This window comes from Bacteroides sp. RCH18 (assembly GCF_058231005.1).
Genome location: NZ_JBIPTC010000001.1, coordinates 2,629,740 through 2,644,242, shown reverse-complemented (window position 1 = coordinate 2,644,242; position 14,503 = coordinate 2,629,740). Strand labels below are relative to the sequence as shown.

The following is a 14,503-nucleotide window of genomic DNA, read 5'->3' as shown; positions in this document are numbered from 1 at the left end:
CTTTAAAGGTGACAAGTGACAATAACAAAGTGTTTTATTAACTCTAGTGAGAGACGGTTGGAAGCCTAAGGGCATTTTTCAACCATTGCATACAGCGCATGACGAAAGATTCGTGATGCAGGTTTTGGGTTTGTTCTTCTATCTGTATTTCCATCTTTCGCTGCAATTCTTCCAGCAATGCTTTTCTTGTTTTCCGTATTATTTCCTGTTCTTTTTCATGTGTTATTTCTTGTTCGTCCTTCGAATGCCTTTTCTGATTATCCCGAAGCATGTCAAGTTGGTCGTGCAATATTTTGTTTTTCAACTGTAACCTTTGGCATAATTCATCATAATCCCGTATTCTATATTCTAATATATCCCGTTCCATTTTTAGCCGGAGATTGACAGACTCTTTGGCTGTAAACGCTCCGTTATTAATCTTGCGTCGCAATTCGCATACGATAGAACGGAATTCTATTGCTATTTCTTCCGGTGTTTGCTTGTGAAAGTCAGCCAGACGTTTTAGCTTGTGTCCTTTTACGATGGAGCAGAAGATGCTACGCTTTTTGTTATCCATAATTTGCAGTGCCAATGCTTTAACGACTATCGGGTAGAGGTTGAAACATTCGCTCTGCAAGCGGATGTAGAATTCTGCTTCTTCATATTTGAGCATCTCGTTCCTGATAGCTTTATCCATATTCCGGATGAGCTTTTCGTGATTGGTTCTTTTAAGTGCCAGTGTTTCTTCTAAATCCATATCGCTTTCGTTGTTTTGATTGTCTTCTAAAAACGACTGGGCGTCCATGCACTCTCCCTAAAAAAAGGATGTGGGGTTGGGGTAAAAAAAGGAAAGGCACGGACGCTGTTGTCGTTTCACTATCCACACATAGGTGTTGGCTAGACCCTATCAAGAATAGTGATAAACAACAGACATCCATGCCAATTTTATATATAGGGATTCTATATAACAATTAGCATGGAATATCTGTTGCATCACTTCTCCTTGATTTTAAAAGTAAGCCAACTTTATGTGCGAAGAAGTAATACGTTTATATTCCAATATTTATAAAAAACACCTTTCTCCTACATTCACGTCACGCTGACGGGGAGAAAGGTGTATGCAAAGATAAGTGTTTATTCTGAAATCTCAACGAAAAGCGGGGATTTCTTCACATACGACTATCTCCATGCCACGATAGACGACCATTATTTTGTGGAGCGTCGTTGTGCCGATGGCTTTTTGTACTGTTTCGCTGGCGGCATAGCTGAATCGGATTCAAGCAAGTATCCTGCTTCGAGAAGGAAAAATTAAAGTTTGGCCGTTGGCTGGATGTGGTGGATTATGAGTTATTGATTTAGTTTTCTGGTGACTTATCATTCATTTTTTCTTCAAGTAGTTTGAGTAGTTCGTTGCAAGCAGTATCCATGTATTCTTTGCCTTCTTCAGCCAAAACATCCGGATTATAAGACAGTTTCACAGAATCGGATGTGATGTCACAGCTTATTTCACATCCATCTGATAAGTATTGAATATAAATACAGAATGGGAAATCAAAAGTATTATCGCCTGCATATCGGCAATGATTAAAATGAAAAGTTACTGCATCATATTTTAGCTTAAAGTAGTCAACCTGAGATTTCTTGGATAAACGTATGATATCCTCTACAAAGCCATACTCTTTTGACTTAGTATATAAAATGTGTGACTGGATAATTGGCTCATCAGGATTGGGTGTATTTATTTTTCTAGCCATGTTCCAAGTGGGAGTGTTGGTTATAAATGTTCTGTCAAATAGCTTTTGGAGTCCACTGATCTTTTGCTCCACATAAACGGCCAATTCAAAAAAAGCACTTCTTGCCTGTTCTACGGAACGACTGCTTTTTTCGATAGCTTTATCTGAGTATCTACGCTGTAACATCGCTATTTTCTTATCGAAATCACCTTCTTCCTCTATGCTTTCTCCCTTGGCGGCTTTGATTGCGAGTGTCAGACTGCGTATCAAGCAACTGCTCAAATAGTTGACGAATGGTAATATATCATTCAAAGTGGCATTAGCACCATCTGAAGGGGTTAATCCTGCTTCTACATCACATTGATGGAGGATGTTCAGATAGTTGGATTTATCTTCGGAGTGAATAACGATCATCGGATATCCATAACGGTGCAGCACAAAGTTTACTAATAAACGGGCAATGCGTCCGTTGCCATCTTCGAAGGGATGAATGCGGATATAACGGTAATGAAGCAACGCCGCCAATTCAACAGGAGTCAGTATTCCTTTGTCTGCTTCCAGGTTGTACCAGTCTACCAAGCTCGTCATAAATGCCGGAGTTTCTTCGGGCGAAGCATAACTGAAAACTTCTCCTGTTGCGGTCAGTACGGAATTGGGGCGTGATTTATATTCGCCTACTTTTATCTGCATACGGATGTCTTGTCCGTCGGGTGTTTTGGCGTTCTTCCAATAGTCCTGCACAAGGATGGTACGGTTCAACTCGCGAATAAAACTTTCAGTCAGCGGACGTTCTTTGTCCTGCGCCTCTTGCTTTATCATTTCCAGTCCTACGTTGTGAGCTTTCATCTCTTCATAATCTTTCAAGCTGGCATTACCCGAAGTTTCACCGAACATTAATAATAGTTTTGTTTGTCCGTATGTCAGTGTATTTCCTTCCAAGTGGTTAGAGTTATAATTAAACTCTAACTTGAATTTATCATTCCAACGTTTCAGGTCCTCAGGCTTAAGAGGCTGAAGCGATTTCCATTCGCTATATAATTGTTTTATATTACTTATTCCCATTTATATATGTGGGGCTGTGCCCATTTTTTTGTTTAGATACAAAAATAGGAAACTTTCTTTATATGCCAATCCCTTGAACGATATTTATTTGGAGATTGGCTATGGCATCTTCTTTTGCAACTTTGTTGCACGAATCATTCGCTACCTTTGCAGCAGATAAAAAAGAAAGAATGATTATGGGACATTGTAGTTGTTGCGCACATACACACGAATGTGCACCCGAAAAACATATTGAAAAGAAAGAATCAATATTCGCTGAATATTGGAAAGTGGGACTTTCATTTATCCTGTTGATAAGTGGAATCATCATGAACGCTCTGGAGTTACCTTTCTTCCGTGAAGGATATTTCTCTCTGATATGGTATGTCGTGGCTTATCTTCCGGTCGGCCTGCCCGTTATGAAAGAGGCTTGGGAGAGTATGAAGGATAAGGACTATTTCAGTGAGTTTACGCTGATGTTTGTAGCTACGCTTGGAGCGTTTTATATCGGTGAATATCCGGAGGGAGTAGCGGTGATGTTGTTTTACTCCGTCGGAGAACTGTTTCAGGAAAAGGCTGTTGATAAGGCGAAGCGTAATATCGGAGCTCTGCTGGATGTCCGTCCGGAAGAAGCGGCGGTAGTCAGAGATGAACGTGTCGTTATTGAGAATCCTCAAAACGTAAAAGTAGGAGAAACAATTGAAATAAAGACAGGAGGAAGAGTTCCTTTGGATGGAATGATGCTCAATGAGGTAGCTGCTTTCAATACGGCGGCATTGACAGGTGAGAGTGTCCCCCGAAGTATCCGGATGGGTGAGGAAGTACTTGCCGGAATGATTGTTACCGATAAAGTAATCCGTATCAAGGTGATCAGACCTTTTGATAAAAGTGCTCTTGCCCGTATTCTGGAACTTGTTCAGAATGCCTCCGAACGAAAAGCACCGGCAGAACTGTTTATCCGTAAATTTGCCCGTGTTTATACTCCGATTGTGATAGGGCTGGCGGTTCTGATTGTTTTACTGCCGTTTATTTATTCCTTGATCACTCCCCAGTTCTTATTTACTTTTAATGACTGGCTGTACAGGGCTTTGGTCTTTCTTGTGATTTCATGCCCGTGCGCTTTGGTGGTTAGTATTCCGTTAGGATACTTCGGAGGCATCGGGGCAGCTTCCCGGTTGGGAATTTTATTTAAAGGTGGAAATTTTCTGGATGCTGTTACGAAGATTAATACAGTCGTGTTTGATAAAACGGGAACCCTTACTAAAGGTACGTTTGAAGTACAGTTTTGTAACTGTGAATCCGGTGTATCCGAAGAAGAATTAATCCGGATGATAGCCTCGGTAGAAAGCAGCAGTACACACCCCATTGCTAAGGCTGTGGTGAATTATGCCGGACAGCGGGATATCGAACTTTCCTCTGTAACCGATAGTAAGGAGTATGCAGGTCTCGGACTGGAAGCTGCCGTAAATGGAATTCAGGTTTTGGCAGGTAATGGGCGTTTGCTTTCAAAATTTCAGATAGAATATCCACCCGAACTTCTTTTCATCACAGATACGATCGTTGTCTGTGCGATAGGAAACAAGTATGCCGGTTATCTGCTATTATCCGACAGTCTGAAAGAGGATGCAAGGATCGCCATCCAGAACCTGAAAGCATTGGGAATTCAAAACATTCAGATATTATCCGGTGATAAACAAAGTATTGTTAGTAACTTTGCAGAGAAGCTGGGTATTTCGGAAGCCTATGGTGATCTGCTCCCCGACGGGAAAGTGAAGCATTTGGAAGAATTACGCCAACATACGGAGAATCAGGTTGCCTTTGTGGGCGACGGTATGAATGATGCTCCGGTACTGGCTTTAAGTAATGTAGGTATTGCCATGGGCGGACTAGGCAGTGATGCGGCTATTGAAACGGCTGATGTGGTGATACAGACCGACCAGCCTTCCAAAGTGGCTGAAGCGATAAAGGTAGGAAAACTGACGCGAAGGATTGTATGGCAGAACATTTCACTGGCATTTGGAGTGAAATTGCTGGTACTGATTTTGGGAGCCGGTGGACTGGCTACACTTTGGGAAGCTGTTTTCGCCGATGTTGGTGTAGCACTGATTGCTATCATGAATGCCGTAAGGATACAGAAAATGATAAAATAAAAGAATATGGAAGAAAAAGTTTATCTGGATAAGTTGGCAAAAAGAGACATCAAGCCGACGGCTATCAGACTTCTCATATTGAAAAGTATGATGGAAGCGGGGCGTGCCGTGTCTCAGCTTGATCTTGAAACGTTGCTGGATACGGTTGATAAATCGACTATATCCCGTACAATCACGCTTTTTTTGTCTCATCACCTGATACATAGCATAGACGACGGAAGCGGTTCGTGGAAGTATGCCGTTTGCGATGATTCCTGCAACTGTGTCCTGAAAGACCTGCATTCACATTTTTATTGCGAGAAATGCCATCGGACATTCTGTCTGGAAAAGATTCATATTCCGGTTATCGACTTACCGAAAGGATTCACTTTGCATAGTGTGAATTATGTAGTAAAGGGGGTGTGTGCGGAGTGCTCTTTGCAGTATCTAAAGAAATGACTTGATACCTCGGAGAGCAAACAGATATAAAAAACCGGAACTCAAGACGATTTAAAAAGGTCGTCGGGTTCCGGTCGTTAACTAATTGGGGGTACTTAGTTTATATTAGAATTTCGAGTGTGCTGTTTTTGACTGTCAATAGATAGTTAGTCTATTTTTACTTTCTGACTCTTCTCAGAATATTCTGCATTTCATAGACTACGCCAGGATACTTATCCGCTAAATTCTCTTTTTCAAATTCACTTGTCCTCATATCATAAAGTTGCGGAGTTTTCAAACTGCCGGTTTCTACTTTCGGTCCCCAAGTAATCATGGCAGGACCATCATGAGGCTCAATATATTTCCAGTCTTTGGTACGCACGGACATTGTCGATGCTTCTTCGATGACCCACGGACGATCCGTCCGGTCTTTTCCTAACCATGTGCTCAAACGATTTTGGCTGTCAGGAGCGCTGCCTTTAGGCAGTTTTGCATTAACAAAAGCCGCCATTGAAGCAAACCAGTCAATTTGAGAAACTAAAGCGTCGGATACCTGCGAGCCGGGAATTTCTTTTGGCCAGCTGACAATGGCAGGTACTGCCGTACCTCCTTCGAATGCACTGTATTTATTACCGCGGAAAGGACCGGCCGGACTATGTCCGTTCAGCAACTCTTCTGCATGGTCGTCATAGCCGTCGTCCACTACCGGACCATTGTCACTGGATAAGATAATCAGCGTGTTTTCTCTTAATCCCATTTTTTCAAGGGCAGTTGTTATCTGTCCTACGGTCCAGTCGAATTGAGCGATGGCATCTCCTCGTACGCCCATTTTGTTCTTGCCTCTGAAACGCTCGTGCGGGAAACGTGGCACATGTACATCGTTTGTTGCAAAATACAGGAAGAAGGGCTGATCTTTATGTTCATTAATAAAATTGATAGCATGTGCCGTTATAGAATCGGCAGTATTTTCATCTTTCCACAACGCCTTACCACCACCTTTCATGTAGCCGATACGACCAATTCCGTTAACAATAGCCATGTCATGTCCGTGACTGTGTTTCATGTTGTACAGTAGTTCGGGATGGTCTTTACCCAATGGTTCCCCTGGAAATGGCTTCTGATAACTGACTTCGATAGGGGCAGAAGGGTCATAGTTGGCTACTTTTCCGTTTTCGATAAATACGCATGGTACGCGGTCAGCTGTAGCTGCCATAATGTATGAGTAATCAAATCCTAGGTCTCCTAGTGCTGCGGGAAGCGGGGCATTCCAGTCTTGCGTGCCTGTTTTGTCACCCAGTCCCAGGTGCCATTTTCCAATAGCTCCGGTAACATACCCGGAGTTTTTGAATACATCTGCCATGGTATAAGTTTCAGGACGGATAATCATACCTGCATTACCGGCTGCTACACCGGTTCCCGGAACACGCCAGGCGTATTTCCCGGTGAGCATGGAGTAGCGTGACGGTGTGCTTGTTGCCGCTGTAGCATGTGCATTAGTGAATCGAATGCCACTTTCTGCTAGCTGGTCTACATAGGGAGTTTTTACATTCTTTGCTCCATAGCATTCAAGATCACCGTAACCTAGGTCGTCTGCATATATAAAGATGACATTGGGTTGCTTGGGAGTGTTTACTTTCGTTTTTACTTTTCCACCTTTCTGTCCTGTGGCAGCCATTAGGCATGCTACTGGAGAAAGGAAAGCTAATAGTACATACTGTTTCATGTTTTTTTGTTTATAGGTTATTAAGGTGTTATTAGTGCTCATTAATAAATACGTGTTTTTTTCATTCAGCACTATATTGTGTTGTGTTAAAACGAGTTAAGATGTTTAGTTCCTGCAATATATGAGTCCTTTCCGTTCGGGTGAAATTATAATTTAACGAATAAGAAGTTTGGTATCATAATTTATAAAGGAAAGTCAGGAAGAGTGCGTGAAAATCCATTTTATGCTATTAATATGATCTTTTATAACTGTATCATAAAAAGGATAAATAGATTCAAATTCTTTTTGATGAACTTTAATGAAAGATAGAGATTGCGCTCTACAGCCTTTTCGGTGATAGAGAGCTGTTCGGCTATTTCTTTGTTGGTCATTTGTTGTTTTCGGCTCATAGTGAAGACTTCCTGTTGTCGTGGAGGAAGTAAACTAACCAGTTTCCATATATATTCCAGTAAATCTTTGGTTTCGAAGTCTTCGCCGGGTACGGCTATTTTCTCGGCAACTTCGAAGGCGGTGAGTTTCATTGTTACCTTATTCAGACTTTTACGGAAATAATCAAAAATAACGTTACGTGTCATGATGAAAAGTAATCCGTCTATATCCTTGTTTTCATTAATTTGTGCGCGTGATTCCCACAATTTAATGAATACATCCTGCACAACTTCTTTTATCTCATCTTTATCGGTCAGATAAATTTCCGAAAATCGGTATACTTTTCGCCAGTAATGTTCATACAGGAAGGTGAATGCAGACTCATCTCCCTGTTTAAATTTTGCTAAAACTAAAGTTTTACTCATTATGCATATGTTTCATTCATTATGCAAAAGTACGAAAAAAAGGATAGGTTAATATAGGCTCTGGGTGCTTTCTGTTTTTTTTTGAGAAAAAGTTCAATGTGATGTAGTAGTAAGCAAATGTGTTGCGTATTTATTATAGAAGGGCTTTTAATTTTATTTTTTACCGATAAAACAAAGAAATCAAAAACGGATGGATACTAATAAAAAACTACATGAAAAAATAAAAGCATTGTTGGCTGATAAACTAAATGAGAAGGAGCAGACAGAACTCTTCCATCATCAGGAGTTTGAAGAAAGAATGCATGCACAATGGAATATGGATCGCAGTGAAGAAGAACTTGACGATGCAATGGGACGGACAATGTGGAAAACGGTGAAGCGGAAATGCTTGGATTACGGAATGCCTCAAAGGCGTCTGTATATGCCATACTGGTTGTCTGCTGCTGCCGTAAGCCTTGTCATACTACTTGGAGCAACATGGATGTACTTCTCAGACGAAATGCAAAAAACGGTAAAAGATGCTTTTGTAGAGGTTATTTCAAAGGAGGGACGCCTATATATGCTGCCCGATAGTTCTCAGGTCTGGATGCATCCGGGAAGTTCTATCCGTTATTCCGAAGATTTCGCTCACAATAGGAAAGTATGGTTGAAGGGTAATTCCCATTTTGATGTGCATAAGCAGAATGGAGAACATTTTATCGTTTACATTAATAATGCTTTTGTAGAGGTGAAAGGAACTTCTTTCTTAGTAAATCAGGAACAGGAGAATGTATCTAAAGTCACATTATTTAGTGGGATTGTCGATTTTACTGTAGAAAGTAACGGGCAGACAATTGAGATGAAACCTTCGCAAGAACTGACCTTCAATACAAAGGATGCAACCGTAAAGTTGGACGAGATGAAAGGAGTGAAGTGGAAAAACGGTAATTATGAGTTTACAAACGTTGATTTGCGTTCATGGATAGAAATTGTGGGACGAATATATAATGTGAAGATTTCGTTAGAAGATGAACAGCCAACAAAGAATATGCTGAACGGACGCCTTCGTTACAATGAATCATTGGAGGAAGTGATCGAAAAGTTCTGCTTCAGCACTGGCTGGCAGTATAAAAAGAAAAATGGAGAATATATCATTTGTCATTGACAATGTATAAAAAATATTTGTGATATTTTTTTTAAGTTAACCTTTTAATTATTTAGTATGGAAGAAAAACGTCAACATTGTAGGTGGAAATACCTGGTGTGTATTTGGTTTGGAATCTTTTGTTCTCCTCTGATTATGGCAGCAGCACAGGGGATTATAAAGGTGAAAGGGTATATTAGCGAAGCACAGGCAATCAGGCAAATCGAGGAAAACAGTAAATACGTGTTTTTCTATGATGCGGCAGATTTGGATGCTGCGAAGCGTAAGAACATCGACTGTCAGGGTACGATAGAAAAAGTATTGGCAGCCGTGTTCGAAGGAAGTGATGTTACCTATGTGGTCAAAGGTGACGAAGTGGTTTTGAAGGTAAGCAGGCTGGGCGTACAACAGAATGGTGAGAAGAGAGTTGTAACCGGTGTAGTGACAGATGCAGTAGACGGTGAACCGCTGGTGGGTGTAAATGTCGTTGTGAAAGGTCAGAAAGTGGGTACTGTTACTAACTTGGACGGTAGGTATTCTATTACCATAAGCGGCTCGAAAGCGGTGTTGGTCTTTTCGTATGTAGGCTATCAGAAACGTGAAGCTCCGGTGGAGGACTTGCGGGTAGTCAATGTTACGATGTCGGGAGATCAGCAGACATTAAATGAAGTTGTAGTTGTAGGTTCCGGTGTACAAAAGAAAGTAAGTGTAACAGGTGCTATAACAAGTGTTAAAGGTGATATTCTGAGAATGCCGACTTCGCAGTTGACCAACTCATTTGCCGGTAAACTGGCTGGTGTGATTGCTACTACCAAGACTGGTGAACCTGGTTCCGGAGCTGATTTTTACATTCGGGGAATCTCAACTTTCGGTGGACGTACGACACCTCTTGTTTTGTTGGATGATGTGGAAATCTCAGCAGCTGACCTGAATTATGTGCCCGCTGAGAATATCGAAAGTTTTTCTATTCTGAAGGATGCTTCCGCAACGGCTATCTATGGTGCGCGTGGTGCGAACGGTGTGATGATTATTTCGACCAAGGGGGGCGATTATAACATGAAAACGAAAGTTAGTGTCAGTGCTGAGAATTCCTTTAATATTATTTCCGATTTTCCGGAATTTGTAGATGGCCCCAGATATATGGAACTTTATAATGAGGCTGACTTGGCAAGGAATCCGAATAAACCGCGAGAACAGCTATTGTATTCGGATAAAAGAATACAGTTGACTCGAGATGGTGTAAATCCTTATGTGTATCCAAACGTTGATTGGCAAGATGTTATTTTTAACAAGATGGCTATGACGCAGCGTGCCAATATTAATGTATCGGGTGGGGGGACAAAAGTGAAGTATTACATGAGTTTAAATGTTAGTCATGACAGTGGTTTGCTGAATACACAGAAAGCTTATTCGTGGAATAACAATATCAATATCATGAACTATACATTTCAGAATAATATTTCATATAAATTGACTCCTACAACGACAATCAAAATGAATATGAATGCTCAGATTCGTCAGAATAAAGGACCTAATATTAATAGTGCCGATTTATTCAAGATGATTTTGACGACGACGCCGGTTACTTTCCCTGTCACTTATCCGGCGCAATCTGGTGATACGTATATTCGTTATGGCTCTGATTTTCAAAGTTCAGATTATAAGTATCCTAATCCTTATGCGCAGATGATGACTTCTTATAAAGAACAGAATGCGAATACATTGAACACTGTCATTAAAGCTGAACAAGACTTCGGTTTTATCACAAAAGGGTTAAAAGCAAATCTTTGGGTGAATTTTAAAAATTGGTCTAGTAGTTCCTATAATCGTTCCATAACTCCCTACCTCTTCAGAGCAGTGGGATATAGTGAAGATAACCCGATGGAGTATGATATGGAGCGTATTCAGGAAGGTGCAGATTATATAACAGAGTCGGATATTGCCAGAAGTTCTGACCAGACATTTGAATTTCAAGGGAATATTAGCTATAACCGTCAATTTGGTCTACACAATGTCGGAGCTATGTTGATGTATAGACAAAGAGAATATCGAAGTGCAATTCTCCCTAATCGTAATCAGGGAGTTTCCGGACGTGTTACATATGACTATGGCCAACGTTATCTCGCTGAAATCAATTTTGGTTATAATGGTACGGAACGCCTTGCAAAAAAGAAACGTTTTGGCTTTTTTCCGGCAATGTCTTTAGGATGGGTCATTAGTAACGAGAAGTTCTTTGAACCTTTGAAACATGTGGTGAATAGCTTAAAAGTGAGAGGCTCTTATGGATTAGTAGGTAGCGATGACTTGCAACAGCCGGGTGGAAGCTATTATTTATATATTGATAAATTGACAAATAATGCATTGGAGCAGATAAAGTGGACATTCGGTGAGTCGATGAACCATACATTGGGGGGACCGGAAGTTTCTTATTATGCCAATCAGGATGCAGTGTGGGAAAAAGCTAAAAAGCTCGATATCGGTATGGATGTATCCCTGTTTAATCATTGGAATATGACGATAGACTATTTTTATGACAGACGTTATGATATATTTATGGAACGTCAGTCATGGCCTGTCTCTTTAGGATATGATAAAGCAAAACCCTGGGGAAATGTAGGTAAGATGGACAATAAGGGTGTTGAGTTCAGCATTAGTTTTAAGAAAAATGTCTCTAGAGATTTAGGAGTCAGTTTTCAGGCAAATCTAACCTATAATAAGAATAAGCTGGTTTATAAAGACGAACCGGATTATCCTACTATCTGGAAATCCGAAACAGGGAAACCATATTCTAGAATAACCGGATATATTGCAGAAGGCCTGTTCCAAAGTCAGGAAGAAATTGATAACAGCCCGGAACAGATGGTAGGTAATAGTAAACCGATGGTGGGTGATATTAAGTATCGTGACTTGAACGGAGACGGAAAAGTGACGGAAGATGACCAGTGTATGATTTCCAAATATGGATCCGTGCCACGTATGCAATATGGTTTCGGTGGTACTATTAATTATAAGAAATTTGATTTTGGTATCTTCTTTAGCGGATCGGCATTACGTTCCATTATGATTAATAACCTAGATCCTTTTCTGGAAGGAAACCGCATACCTAATAAGAATGTGTTGAAATTTATAGCTGATAACCACTGGTCGGTAGATAACCCGAATCCGAAAGCCGAGTATCCCCGTATGGGATTGACAACCGGTGATATTGGTAATAATACAGCTAATAGTACCTACTGGCTGCGTAATGGCTCTTTCCTGCGTTTAAAGAATCTGGAAATCGGTTATAAGATTCCTTACGGGCGTATTTATGTCAGCGGTGCAAATTTGCTTCGTTTCAGTCCGTTTAAGTTATGGGATCCGGAACTGGCAAGCTGGAACAGCTATCCATTACAGCATACAGTAAATGTGGGCATACAACTTAATCTATAATTATCTAAACCATGGAAAATATGAATATATTAAAAAACATAATTAGAGTTAGTCTGATTTTGGCTGCTCTTTCATTTAATCTTGTTTCCTGTGATTATTTGGATGTAGTTCCGCCGGAACAGGCTGGGCTGCAAGATGCAACAAAAACCCGAAGAAGTACATTAGGCTTCCTGTTTACCTGTTATGCAGGACTTCAGGCGGTTGATACTCCTATTGACCATACGGCTGCGCTTTGCGGTTCTACAGATGAGTATGCATTGCCGATAGAGTGGAGAAACGACAGTGGCGCTTATTGGGATGATTATGCATTTAATTTGATTTCGGCAGCCAACACTGATGGCCTTTGGGATACTTATTATAAATATATCGGTCAATGCTATCTCTTTTTGAGGCAGGTGGAGGAACATCCCGGAGAAACGTTGTTGCATGAATGGTTGCCCGGTGAAAAAGAACAATGGCTGGCAGAAGCCCGGTTCCTGATTGCTTATTATCATTTTGCGTTACTTCGTAAATACGGTCCTATACCCATCGTTACAGAGTATAAACCTCAGAACACTTCGGCTTCAGAGTTCGGCGGAAGATGTCATTTTGACTATTGTGTGAATTGGATTGTAAGTCGGCTCGACATTGCAGCACAAGATTTGCCGCCAACTCGCGAAGGAACAGAGTGGGGACGTGCTACTTCCACTATGGCTAAAGCATTGAAGGCACGCATCCTAATGTATGCCGCTTCTCCTCTCTGGAATGGAAAATTTCCTTATTCTTCATGGAAGAATAAAACATCTACTCCCGGTGATAGGGAATTCTTTACGGGGGCTGATGCTAAATATCAGGAGTCTGTCGGACGCGACGATTACGGTATTGAATTGGTGAGTAGTAGCTATAATGGTAAAAAATGGGAAAGAGCAATGGAAGCCTGCCAGGCTGCTCTGGACTTTGCAACGAATGAGGGTGAATGCCGGCTTTATGGAACACAGGAAGCTGATATGAAATTGTATCAGACGGAACTGGGAAATAATGATAAATGGCTGCCTTATGTACCTGGAAAAGAAGATAATGATATCGCTGAGAATAGAGAATTCAAAGAAAGGGTAATGATGCTCCGTTATGCGGTTGCCAGCCGTTATCCTGCTAATAAAGAACTGATTTGGGGACTGACAGGCATAAATATCAATGGTAGAATACAAGGAAGAATACCAGTACATATTTTCCAGACAGGAAACAAGACAGCTTGGGCTGGGGGATATTCAGCTATTTCTCCGACATTATATACGATTGAACATTTCTACACGGAAGATGGAATGTTGCCTGAAGAAGCTGCGGCTACCGGAGATTTCACCCCAAGAACGGAATGGTTTAAGAGAGCTGGAGTAACAGGAAATAAAAGGGAGGATATTGTTAATCTTTACGTTAATCGTGAGCCACGCTTCTATGCTTGGATGGCGTTCGACGGTGGTGATTACGGTTCAAAGTTATTTAAGACAAGCAGTGGTGATGCAGGTTCGCCATGTATATTGAACATGAAAACGTCCGCCGGACATGGGTATGATCTTGCTAGAAGTCCGCGTAACTACAATGTTACAGGTTTTATGACTCAGAAATTTGTGAATCCGACAGCACAATTCGTATTTGATGGTGGTGCTTTTCAAGCTGGAGAATCAAAACCTATACCCATAATTCGTTTGGCAGAATTATATCTGAACCTAGCAGAATGTCAGGCTAATGTAGGTGGCGTAAATTTGGCAGACGCATTGGCGAATCTAAAGGTTGTCCGTGATCGTGCTGGTGTTCCTACGCCTACTACTGTGCCAGAACAGGAACGACTGATTGAAATGATCCATAATGAACGTTTCATCGAATTTTGGAATGAGGGACACCGTTATCATGACGTGCGCCGCTGGGCAGAGGGTAAGAAATACTTTGGTGCCAAGCGCGAAGGATTGAATGAAATGGTGAAGGATGTGTCATTTGAAGATTTTAATGTACCGACAGCTATTAACCAGCCGTACAGATGGGATGATCGTTTATATCTGGCACCTATCCAGAATGCCGAAGTGTATAGAAATCCACAAATGGTTCAGGCTTATGGCTATTAATTGTATTATATTTAAAAA

General features: G+C 41.1%; 9 protein-coding genes and 1 pseudogene. 6 read left to right on the top strand and 4 right to left on the bottom strand.

Going from position 1 to position 14,503, the window contains the following annotated elements; genetic code table 11:
* Positions 1-43: 43 nt before the first annotated feature.
* Complete coding sequence (locus ACHLI0_RS10515; RefSeq protein WP_490749112.1) at positions 44-736, bottom strand: hypothetical protein; 693 nt, start codon at positions 734-736, stop codon at positions 44-46.
* A gap of 512 nt (positions 737-1,248) precedes the next feature.
* On the opposite strand from ACHLI0_RS10515, the pseudogene ACHLI0_RS10510 reads away from it, so the two are divergent.
* A pseudogene (locus ACHLI0_RS10510) lies at positions 1,249-1,338 on the top strand (GNAT family N-acetyltransferase); the annotation flags it as partial.
* Here ACHLI0_RS10510 and ACHLI0_RS10505 read toward each other — a convergent pair.
* Positions 1,335-2,774, bottom strand: coding sequence for a Fic family protein (locus ACHLI0_RS10505; protein WP_490749110.1), 1,440 nt, complete (start codon positions 2,772-2,774; stop codon positions 1,335-1,337). The pseudogene ACHLI0_RS10510 and the gene ACHLI0_RS10505 overlap by 4 nt on opposite strands.
* Positions 2,775-2,950: 176 nt before the next feature.
* On the opposite strand from ACHLI0_RS10505, the gene ACHLI0_RS10500 reads away from it, so the two are divergent.
* A complete protein-coding gene (locus tag ACHLI0_RS10500; protein WP_490749570.1) occupies positions 2,951-4,903 on the top strand; it encodes a heavy metal translocating P-type ATPase in 1,953 nt (650 codons plus the stop codon).
* A 6-nt stretch (positions 4,904-4,909) separates the two neighbouring features.
* Positions 4,910-5,341, top strand: a complete 432-nt coding sequence (locus ACHLI0_RS10495; protein WP_211479259.1) for a Fur family transcriptional regulator — start codon at positions 4,910-4,912, stop codon at positions 5,339-5,341.
* Positions 5,342-5,498: 157 nt separating this feature from the next.
* Here ACHLI0_RS10495 and ACHLI0_RS10490 read toward each other — a convergent pair whose 3' ends face one another.
* Both ACHLI0_RS10490 and ACHLI0_RS10485 read right to left on the bottom strand, forming a co-directional pair.
* On the bottom strand, positions 5,499-7,043 hold the full coding sequence (locus ACHLI0_RS10490) for a sulfatase family protein (RefSeq protein WP_490749108.1): 1,545 nt from the start codon (positions 7,041-7,043) through the stop codon (positions 5,499-5,501).
* Positions 7,044-7,285: 242 nt separating this feature from the next.
* Complete coding sequence (locus ACHLI0_RS10485) at positions 7,286-7,837, bottom strand: RNA polymerase sigma-70 factor (protein ID WP_413555553.1); 552 nt, start codon at positions 7,835-7,837, stop codon at positions 7,286-7,288.
* A gap of 190 nt (positions 7,838-8,027) precedes the next feature.
* Between ACHLI0_RS10485 and ACHLI0_RS10480 the strand changes: the two genes are divergently transcribed.
* Genes ACHLI0_RS10480 through ACHLI0_RS10470 form a run of 3 tightly spaced genes read left to right on the top strand, consistent with a single transcriptional unit; the run spans position 8,028 to position 14,485 of the window.
* Entirely contained in the window at positions 8,028-8,981 is a 954-nt protein-coding gene (locus ACHLI0_RS10480) for a FecR family protein (protein ID WP_225695644.1), read from the top strand.
* Positions 8,982-9,038: 57 nt separating this feature from the next.
* Positions 9,039-12,389, top strand: a complete 3,351-nt coding sequence (locus tag ACHLI0_RS10475) for a TonB-dependent receptor (RefSeq protein WP_490749107.1) — start codon at positions 9,039-9,041, stop codon at positions 12,387-12,389.
* A gap of 20 nt (positions 12,390-12,409) precedes the next feature.
* Positions 12,410-14,485, top strand: coding sequence for a RagB/SusD family nutrient uptake outer membrane protein (locus ACHLI0_RS10470; protein ID WP_413555554.1), 2,076 nt, complete (start codon positions 12,410-12,412; stop codon positions 14,483-14,485).
* The last annotated feature ends 18 nt before the right edge of the window (positions 14,486-14,503 follow it).